Genomic DNA, 4647 nt, shown 5'->3' with positions numbered 1-4647 from the left:
GGGGTAGCCGCCTCGTTGCGGACTACCTTCTAACGAATTTGCCGCGCCTACGGGACCTTAGCCAACTCAAGCGATACCAAGGCCACCTCATCACTTTTTGGCAGGTACTCAACGTGACACCGATACTTGCCTATGATGAATGCCTCCCATAATGGAATCTCGCCACCATTCAATGGATTACGACCTCCACCGCCAGATTGACTGGGAGAGCCGAGTTTCCGATGAAAATCCGCACGCACAGCAGACATCGAAAGGCTCCATGGCAATGAAATCACGCTCGGCCCGTAATCCGAATTCTTCCCGTGCACTTGAACGCACACAACGGACTCCGAATCTTCCGATACCAGAGAGAAGCCCAATTCCTTCACGGTGACGTATGTTCGCCCCGCGATACGGGTCGTCACTACATCGACATTTTCGTACTCACCAAGAACCTCTTCCACGAAAGTGTTCAAGGGAGCGGCAAGTACCGCCTCTGCTTTGGTCATGCTTATCGCGCTTCAGTAGATTGGAAGCGGCACGATCGATCTGTGCATCAATGTACCCCGCGCCTTCAGATCGGCGCGACACACATTGACGTTCGAAATCGGCCGCCGAGGGTTTAAATGGGTACTGGGTGCCCAACCGCCTTGCTGATGCCGTACTGCATCGCACTGCGGCCTAAGTTCTCTATCGCCGCCGTGGTTACCTCGCGCCAGCTGAAAGCCGTCGACGGAACCTGCGAATAAGTGCCGCCCTTCATGTCCACGCCACTATTGGGAAACGCCCTCTCGCTGACCATCGCCGCGCCGACGCTGGTACCGGATTGACGATAGCAAGGACTATCGCTGCGCAAGCCCACTCTCACTCGGACTCCCGAATCAGCTCACTCAGGCTACGCATCACAGGTTTGTTGCAACACTACCGCCCGGCCATGCCTGGCGGTGGGCGGGATCTATTTTGAGATTACGAACGTCACGATTCACATCGATCAAACGCTAGCCGTAAAGCCTCACCAATTGCGGCATCCGATGCCTCATCGGCTTTAACAATCACTTCATCCCCCAGGCCTTCCCAAGCCTCCAGCTTCGGATGACTTGTAGGGCGCATGACTATTTCTTCTTCGATGAGCCTGATGTCGCAAGAAATCATACCCTTAAACAAGTCTTTGCGTGACTTGTATGCAAAGCGATCCACCATCTCACCAATCCACCGCTCATATCCCTGCTTAACTCGGTCTTGTGCTAAGAATTCTTGTGCTTCAGCCAATGATAGAAAACGGCTTTTACTAAGCGCATCCCTTACGGCCGTCCCAAGCTCTCCGTCAGTTGCAGTGACCGGCAGCAGATGACGCCCACCAGCGAAGTCCCGGCCAAGCAAGCCGCGACCTGAGTACGTTTCAATAAAGATGAACTTATCAGTTCTCTTAGCGGCAGCCCGCTTTCCTTGGTTGCGCTCCATCATGTTCATCATCAATGCACCGGGGTTACCATTACGATTACGCCTCTGCTCTGGCCATATTCAATAGCGCGAGCTATCTGCTGCCATTGCGCTGGATTAGTTGTGACAGGCACAGCTACACGCAACTCGCGCGAAGCTATCATGGAAGGATCAAGAACATAACCACCCAATTCGTAGGGCTTGTCGAAGCGAACTACAGAATCGACATTACCCTTCAATGAATTGAATATACGTCGCGGATCAGCAATTCGTGAGGTCGTGGTGGTGTTTAGCGTCTTTGCACTTATTGCAGCGCCTGACTCCAAGTCGTAGAAATCAAACGTCTTGAAATTGGGTGGCAACCTAGAGCCACTCGGAAGCTGACCTGCCAAGTAGTCCTCCCAAGGCATCCCTTGGCCTTGAATGCCACGCCCCCACTTAACACCGATGCCACTCCGAGCCCCGCTATTTGCAACCCTCCCTGCCCCATTCAACGCAGACAGTCTAGCCTCCGGCGCCATCACACTCAATGTGATCATGCCCGCATCGAATGCCGCCGCACCCACCTGCTGCTGCGCCGGGATATCGAAGCTCGGCAGGTCCAGGCGATAGCCGGTTGCAAGATGGACCAGCTTGCCAAGCGGCCCCGAATTGATCATCCCTTCGACGGTATGGCTGAGGAAGTTCCCCCCACCCTTCCACTGGCCCTTCCACAGATCCAGCGGCGACTCCGGCATCGCAAATCCACTGTCCACCCACGCGGTGATGCCAGGCACCAGTGCCTGTGCCAAACCGTGCATGTTCCAGCGCGGAAGCTGGGGAATCTGCGATACAAACCGCTGGCCGATCCCGGTTTCACCCAAGGTCTTGTCCGTGAACGGCAACTCCAGATCGGATATCCAGGCTGCATTTCGCTGCACCTGGGCGTTGTAACCATCGGCAAGGCCATTCCACAGCTTGGCCGCTCCGTCACCGATGCTGCCGAATCCCGGCTGCGAGACGCCGTTGTAGAAACCTGGCGGGGTCCAGCGATAGGACGAGTCCTGCACGCCCTTCATCCGCCAGGTGCCGTTGCCGGCGCTACCCATCCCATAGCCATTGGTCCACCGAACCGGCGGGGCGCTCCATGACTGTACTGGTGGATTGACCACCGACCGCCGTGTATCGATCCATCGGCTGCCCGCGCTGTTCCAGCTGTAGAAGTACCAGCCACCGGAGGAATGGATGTCCGGAACGGCATAGACCGGATCAAGGGTGGGAATGTCCTCGACCGGCCTCGTGTTGGCCGTCAGCGCCGCGCTTCGGCGTGTATCGACAGCTCCCGGGAAGGATGCTCCCCAACGTCCGCTGCTCATGCCGCCGTTGGAAGCCAGCGCGTAGGGGTAGCGATCCCGGAAGGTATCCGTCGAGTCGAAACCGGCACTGCCCGCTCCCTGGGCTCCGGACTGGCCATACATCATGCCCAGCAGCTGTTCGCGATGGGCCTCTGCCTGTGCGCCCATCTGCTGCAGTTTCTGCCGTTCCTCCAGGCGTGCCTTGGTGCTGGCTCCCAACGCGCTTCCCAATGCATTGCCAAACGCATCGGCCAATACGTCCCCATTGTTCCAATGGGTACCGGGCGCCCCCACCGCCTTGCCGATGCCGTACTGCATCGCACTGCGCCCTACGTTCTGCATGGCCGCCATGGCTACCTCGCGCCAGCTGAAAGCCGTCGACGGAACCTGCGAATAGGTACCGCCCTTCGTGTCCACGCCACTATTGCCAAACTCCCTCTGGCTGACCATCGCCGCGCCGACGCTGGTGACCAATTGACGGTTGTTCCACGACACGTCGTAGCCGGCCCACTTGCTGAACTGGTAGTTGGCGGCGTAACTCGTGGCCGCCTGGGCAGCAATGGTGGTGTAGCTACCCCATTTGAACGCTTCGCCCAGTTTCCCCACCGAGACCGATGCCACGCTGACCGCGGAGGACACCCCCACAGCCCTGTAGTCGATGCCGCCATCCACTGGCGCCCCCAGCGGATCGAACATGTCGTACTTGTTCCCGCTGAACGGTTGAAGGAGGTTGCGCCCCAGCCGGCTCCAGTCGTACTGCCCATCGGCCATGGCCTGGAAGGTCTGTTGCGAATGCGCACGCACTGCCCCCTGCGCCGCCGCGCCCGCGTAGGGGCCCGCATAGACGGTGACCACAGCTCCCACTACATAACTGACGACGAGGGACAGCACATTGACCAGTCCCGAGCAGCGGTGGCCGCTCGGCGGCTGGATATACGGCAGGCTCGGCGTGCTCGGGCCGCTGATCTCGCCCGGGTTGTAGGGCTTGAAGGTGTTGGCGTCGTTGCTGTTGGTCTTCACCTCCGGCACCGTCAGACTGCTGCCGGCCACCAGCGGGCCATCGCCACTACCGTCGTCCAGCGCGTTGGCCGCGGCGATCACGTACCACAGGCTCTCGTTGCCATAGACCCGTTGCGCCAGGCTGCGCAGCGTGTCGCCGGCCTGCACCGTCACCTGCGTGCGCCCGCTGTCGCTGTTGCTGAACGCCGTCAGGTGGCTGCGCACGTCCAGCTTGCCCCACTCATTCAGGCTGGCCACCTGCTGGCCACCGGCATGCACGTAACGGTTGTTGGCCATGGCCACGACCGCGGCCGAGCCGGTCTGCTGGAACACATTGGCGCTGGTCGCCGTGCCATCGCGGCGGCTGACGATCATGCCGTTGCCGTCGAAGGCGAACGTGCGCACCCGGTCGTCCAGCGTGGCGCCGACCGTCTTCTCGCGCATCTCGGTCTGGCGGCCCGCCGCATCGTAGGTCAGCGTCGTGGTCGTGGTCCTGTAGTTGCTGTTGCTGCTGCTGCCGGTGATCGACTGCTCGCGGTAGCTGTCCCAGCCGGCGTAGGCGTACGTGTAGGTGTGCGTATAGCCCTTGCCGGTGTAGGTGTAGCCCTTCACCCGGCCGGCCTCGTCGTAGCCGTTGCCGCCGCCGCTGTAGCTGATCCAGGTGGACTCGCCCAGCACCGACAGGTCGCTGTACTGGCTGCTGCCCGGGTCCAGGCCCATGGCCTCCACCCACGCCGGGAAGGTCCACTGCGTGTTGGAGCCATACGGCGCCCGCGAGACCTCCGCGCCCGGCCGCTCCTTGAACTCCTTGCCCAGCACCCGGCCGTCGGCGTCGTAGCTGGTCAGCTCCGCCGAGGCCAGCATGCCGCTCACATCGGTGGACATCGGGGTGCGC

At 60.5% G+C, this 4647-nt stretch carries 3 protein-coding genes; all 3 read right to left on the bottom strand.

Annotation, left to right across the window (positions count from 1 at the left end; translation table 11 throughout):
- Positions 1-47: 47 nt before the first annotated feature.
- Positions 48-488, bottom strand: coding sequence for a hypothetical protein (locus AC06FP_RS16770; protein ID WP_478076327.1), 441 nt, complete (start codon positions 486-488; stop codon positions 48-50).
- 466 nt (positions 489-954) lie between these two features.
- The gene (locus AC06FP_RS16765; protein WP_478076326.1) at positions 955-1449 is read right to left on the bottom strand and encodes a contact-dependent growth inhibition system immunity protein; all 495 of its coding nucleotides are present in this window, start codon (positions 1447-1449) and stop codon (positions 955-957) included.
- Positions 1450-1451: 2 nt separating this feature from the next.
- Positions 1452-4637 carry an endonuclease toxin domain-containing protein gene (locus tag AC06FP_RS16760; RefSeq protein ID WP_478076325.1) on the bottom strand — a complete coding sequence of 1062 codons (3186 nt, stop codon included), beginning with the start codon at positions 4635-4637 and terminating at the stop codon, positions 1452-1454.
- Positions 4638-4647 lie beyond the last annotated feature (10 nt).

This window comes from Stenotrophomonas sp. Steno-Z2 (assembly GCF_056393235.1).
Note: the sequence above shows the minus strand (reverse complement) of the source record. Positions and strands in the feature narration are given on the sequence as shown.